3 protein-coding genes are annotated in these 5,165 nt (G+C 64.7%); all 3 read right to left on the minus strand.

The annotated features are described in order from the left end of the window. Positions 1–346: 346 nt before the first annotated feature. The gene (locus tag VK519_RS15165; RefSeq protein ID WP_324351115.1) at positions 347–1,771 is read right to left on the minus strand and encodes an efflux transporter outer membrane subunit; all 1,425 of its coding nucleotides are present in this window, start codon (positions 1,769–1,771) and stop codon (positions 347–349) included. Further along, positions 1,758–2,933 carry an efflux RND transporter periplasmic adaptor subunit gene (locus tag VK519_RS15170; protein WP_324351117.1) on the minus strand — a complete coding sequence of 392 codons (1,176 nt, stop codon included), beginning with the start codon at positions 2,931–2,933 and terminating at the stop codon, positions 1,758–1,760. Before VK519_RS15170 ends, VK519_RS15165 begins: the two co-directional genes overlap by 14 nt. After that, positions 2,926–5,165: efflux RND transporter permease subunit (locus tag VK519_RS15175; RefSeq protein WP_324351119.1), on the minus strand; the 2,240-nt coding region annotated here is incomplete at its 5' end. The genes VK519_RS15175 and VK519_RS15170, both read right to left, overlap by 8 nt.

A 5,165-nucleotide genomic window follows, 5' to 3' on the forward strand; every position in this document is an offset into this window, starting at 1 on the left:
CGTCATCGACATGGCCACCCCGACTGCAATGGCCAATACCATCAGCGCCGTAAGCACTGGGTTGCGCCGGAAACTGCCCAGCGCCAACTGCACGTAATAACTACCCATCCGTGTCGCCCCTGTTCCCCTTGGGAGGTAGCGTAGCAACCAGCGTGCCACTGCGAAGGCGCGCTGCAGCGCAAGATGCAAGGCCTGGGGCCGTGTCCGCGGACAACTTGCGACTGGACACGGACAGACAGCAAGGCCACCGCACTTAAGACACTTAAGGGGTCAGAGTCATTTACGCGGCCCTCGCGGGCCAATGGGTTTAAATGACTCTGACCCCTAATGGTCTTAATGGTCTAGGTCAGGTTTGCTGCCAGCCGCCGCCGAGGGCCTTGACCAGCTGGACGCTGGCGCGCAGTTGCTGGGTCTTCAGGTCGATCAGGCTGCGCTTGGCATCCAGTGCGGTCTGCTGGGCGGTGACGACGTCCAGGTAGCCGACGGCGCCCTGCTTGTAGCGCTCGAGTGAAAGGTCCAGGGTTTTCTGTGCGGCGTCGGCCGCGGCCTGCTGGTCTTCAATGGCAGAGGCGAAGTCGGCCAGTTGGGATTGGCTGTCTTCCACCTGGGCGAAGGCGTTCAGCACCACGCTGCGGTATTTCGCGCCGGCTTCGTCGGTGGCGGCCTTGGCGGCTTCAACGCCGGCCTTGCGCAGGCCGCCATCGAATAGCGTCAACAGGAAGCTCGGACCCAGCGACCAGAAGTGATTCGGTGCATTCAACAGGCCGCCATAGAGCGCGCTCTGGTAGCCGCCCTGCGCATCCAGCGTGATCTGCGGGAAGTACGCCGACCGGGCCACGCCCACCTGGGCATTGGCCGCCGCGGTGCGGCGTTCGGCGGCGGCGATGTCGGGACGGCGCTGCAACAGGGTCGAAGGCACGCCCACCGGGATCGCCGGCAGGTTGACCGCGGTGAGATCCGTCGGCAGCGAGAACGTCGACGCTGAATCGCCCACCAGCACGGCAACCGCGTGCTCGGTGATCTCGCGCTGGGCCTGGGTCTGCTTCAGCAGCGAACGTGCGCTGGAGACCTGTGTCTGCGCGCGCGCCACATCCAGCCCCGAGGCGATGCCGCCGGCATGGCGATCCTCGGTGAGCTGCAACGCTTTTTCGAAAGCCACAATGCTCTGCTGAAGCAGGTCGATCTGGCGGTCCAGGCCGTTGAGCACGATCACGCTGTCCGACAGCTGCGCCTGCAGGCTTAGCCGCGCGGAAGCAAAGTCGCCCGCGGCGGCCTCGGCCTCGGCATTGCCGGCTTTTACGCTGTCGCGCACGCGGCCCCAAAGGTCGACCTCGTAGTCGAGGTCCGCGCCGACGGTGAACGAGTTGTACGCACGCGGCGAGGTTGGTGACCCCAGTGCGCCGCGCAGCGGCCTGGTATCGGACTGCCGGTCGCGCTGGGCATTGGCATCGACGCCGATGGTCGGGAACAGGCCTGAGCGGATTTCCTTGCGGAAGGCTTCGGCCTGCTGATAGTGCGCCAGCGCCGCGGCGAGATCGGCGTTGTTGACGGCAAGCTTTGTTTGCAATTGATCCAGGCGCGAATAGCTATAGGCATGCCACCAGCCATCGCGCGGCAGTGCATCGGCAGGCTGGGCTGGTGCCCACGGGCCTACCTGCTTGTACTGGTCGGCCACCGGTACCTGGGGGACTTCGTACTTCGGTGCAAGCGAGCACGCGCCGAGCAGGGCTGTCAGCGCGGCGACGAGGATCGCGCGATCAGGCCTTGCCATGGGTTTCCGCCGTGTTGTCCTTGGGAGCAAGCTTCACCGGATCGCCATCGTCCAGCCCATCGGGCGGGTTCTCGATGACGCGATCCTGCGGGTCGACGCCGGAGCCCAGTTCGATCGTCTTGCCCAGGTCGCGGGCAACGGTCACGCGCTTGAACTTCACCCGGTTGTCGGGGCCCAGCGTCGCTACGCGCATGCCCTTGGCATCGAATACCAGTGCACTGGCCGGGATGCTGAAGGCATTTGCGTCGGCGGGCAGCTTGAAACTGACATTAGCAAAGGCACCGGGCATCAGTTTGCCATCGGCGTTATCCACGGCCAGCTGCACCAGGGTCGTGCCCGACTCGGCGTTGATCGCGCCGGCTGAGGCTTCCACCTTCGCGCTGAAGCTCTTGCCCGGGTACTCAGGCACGGTGAGCTCGGCGGTGTCGCCGTTGTGGATATTCGGGGCGTAGTTCTGCGGCACGCGCACATACACGCGAAGCTTGCGGATATCCGACACCTCGAAGAGTTCCGGGCCCGTGCCGCCACCGGCGTTGATCAGCGCACCGACATCGGTGTTACGCGCGGTGACCACGCCATCGAACGGCGCGATGATGCGGGTAAAGCCCTTCAGCGCCTGGATCCGGTCCACATCCGCCTGCGCCGCGCGCTGCATGGCGAGCTTGGCAGTGTAGTCGGCGGTTTTTTCATCCACTTCCTGCTTGGATACCGAATCGGAGCCCAGCATCGACTGCCAGCGTTTGGCGGTGGTTGCCGCCAGCGCTGCGTTGGCCTGTGCACTGGCAAGTGCTCCCTTGGCCTGCAGGAGTTGCTGGTCGAGGTCGGGCGTTTCGATCTCGGCGATCAACTGGCCTGCCTTGACCTTGCCGCCGATGTCCACCGACCACGATTTCAGGTAGCCGCTGACCCGGGCGAACAGCGGTGCACGCGAATAGGCCTGCGTGCGACCGGGCAACTGCAGCGGCGCGCCGTCAATGTCCGGGGACGGCGGGGCAACGGTGACCGTGGGCACGGCCTGGTCGTCGGTCCACGTGCGCAGCCGGCGGGCATCCGCGGCGCGGGTGGCGATGCCGGCCACTACGATGGCCACGACCACGACCAGGGCAATGAGGCCGGCTAGTCGCAAGCCGCGACGCGAGGGCTTGGTGATGTTGTCAGACATGGACAGGTTCTCCGGAAGCAGGCGCCGCGGGTGCGGTGCGGGCATGCCGCCCGTGGATGATGGCGAAAACGACAGGTACGAAAAGGAGCGTGGCCGCAGTGGCGAACACCAGGCCGCCGATCACCGCGCGGCCCAGCGGGGCGTTCTGCTCGCCGCCCTCGCCCAGCCCAAGCGCCATGGGCGCCATGCCGATGATCATGGCCAGAGCCGTCATCAGCACCGGGCGGAAGCGCACGAAACCCGCTTCGAGCGCTGCCTTGGCGGCGTCGCCATGCAGGGCCAGCTGCTCGCGGCAGAAACTCACCACCAGGATCGAGTTGGCCGTGGCCACGCCCATGCACATGATGGCGCCGGTAAGCGCGGGCACCGAGAGCGTGGTGTGCGTGGCGAAGAGCATCCAGATGATGCCGGCCAGCGCCGCGGGTAGCGCCGTGATGATCACGAACGGATCGCTCCACGACTGGAAATTCACCACGATCAGCAGATAGATCAACACCACCGCGCCGAGCAGGCCGAAGATCAGGCCGCTGAAGGCGTTGTTCATCGTCTGCACCTGGCCCAGCAGGGCCATGCTCGAGCCCTTGGGCAATTCCTTCTGGTGGGCATCGATGATCTTCTGGATGTCCGTGGCCACCGCGCCAAGGTCGCGATCCTGCGTGGTGGCGTAGATCTCCACCACCGGCTGGATGTTGTACTGGGTAACCACCGCGTTGGAGTTGGTGCGCGTGAGCTTTGCGAAACCGCCCAGGATCTGCGAACCACCGGGACCGGACACCTGCAGGTTCTCAAGTGCGGGCAGGCTGTCCAGGCTGTATTGCGGCGTCTGCATGACGATCGGATAGGAGATCTGGTTCTGCGGATTCAGCCAGTAGGTCGGGGCGACCTGACTGGAACCTGCGAAGTTCACGCCCAGGCTGTTGGTGACGTCACGCTCGGTCAGGCCCACCAGCTGCGCGCGGGTGCGATCGACATCCACGTTGAACACCGGGTTCTGCTGCGACTGCTGGATGCGCGCATCGGCTACGCCCGGAACGCGGCGGATCTCGCGCAGCACCTTGTTGGCGAAGTCGAAGTTCGCGCCGATATTATTGCCGCGGATCTGCAGATCCACCGGCGCGGGCGAACCGAAGTTCAGGATCTGGCTGATGATGTCCGCCGGCGGGAAGGAGAACGTCACGCCGGGGAACTCACGCGGCAGCCGCTCGCGGAAGGCCTTGACGTATTTGGCCGTGGGCGCGTGGTCTTCCTTCAGCGCGATCTGGATGTCACCGTCCTGCTCGCCGATGGTACCGGTGTTGTTATAGGCATTGTTGATGCCCGAGATCGATAGGCCGATGTTGTCCACCACCGTGCCCAGCTCTTCCTCGGGCACCATGCGGCGGATCGACGCCTGGATGTCGGCGAAGATGCGCGCGGTTTCCTCAACGCGGGTACCCACCGGCGCCCGGACGTGCATCAGGATCTGGCCCGAATCCACCGACGGGAAGAAATTCCTGCCCAGGAACGGCACCAGCGCGAAGGTCGCCACCACGAATGCCAGGAACCCGATCACGAACACCTTGCGGTATTCCATTACCAACGCCAGCAGCCCGTGGTAACCGCCGCGGATGTTTTCAAAGCGCTTTTCGAAGCCGCGCTGGAAACGCACCAGCGGATTACGCGAAGGCGCCATCGAATGGCCATGTTCCTCGCCCGCCTGGTGCTTGTGCAGCAGGTAGTTGGCCATGGTCGGCACCAGGGTGCGCGACAGGATGAAGCTGGCCACCATGGCGAACATCACAGCCTCGGCCATCGGCACGAACAGGAAGCGCGCCACGCCATTCAAGAAGAACATCGGCACGAACACGATGCAGATGCACAGCAGCGACACGAATGCCGGGGTGACGATCTGCGCCGCGCCATCAAGGATGGACTCCTCTACTTCCTTGCCTTGCTCAAGGTGCCAGTTGATGTTCTCGATGGTCACCGTGGCATCGTCCACCAGGATACCCACCGCCAGCGCCAGGCCGCCGAGGGTCATGATGTTCAGGGTTTCGCCAATGGCCGACAGCGCCGCGATGGAACCTAAGATAGCCAGCGGAATGGAAATGGCGATGATCACCGTGGAGCGCCAGCTGCCCAGGAACAACAGGATCATCAGGCTGGTCAGGGCGGCGGCAATGACGCCTTCTTTCGCTACGCCGGAAATCGCGCCGGAGACGAATAGGGACTGGTCGCCGATGGGGGCGATCT

Source organism: Pinirhizobacter sp. (genome assembly GCF_035317885.1).
Taxonomy (GTDB): domain Bacteria; phylum Pseudomonadota; class Gammaproteobacteria; order Xanthomonadales; family Rhodanobacteraceae; genus Pinirhizobacter.

Excerpts from the sequence above, each read along its gene's own strand:
- VK519_RS15165 (WP_324351115.1), bottom strand. The coding sequence starts at position 1,771 with ATGGCAAGGCCTGATCGCGCGATCCTCGTCGCCGCGCTGACAGCCCTG.
- VK519_RS15170 (WP_324351117.1), bottom strand. The coding sequence starts at position 2,933 with ATGTCTGACAACATCACCAAGCCCTCGCGTCGCGGCTTGCGACTAGCC.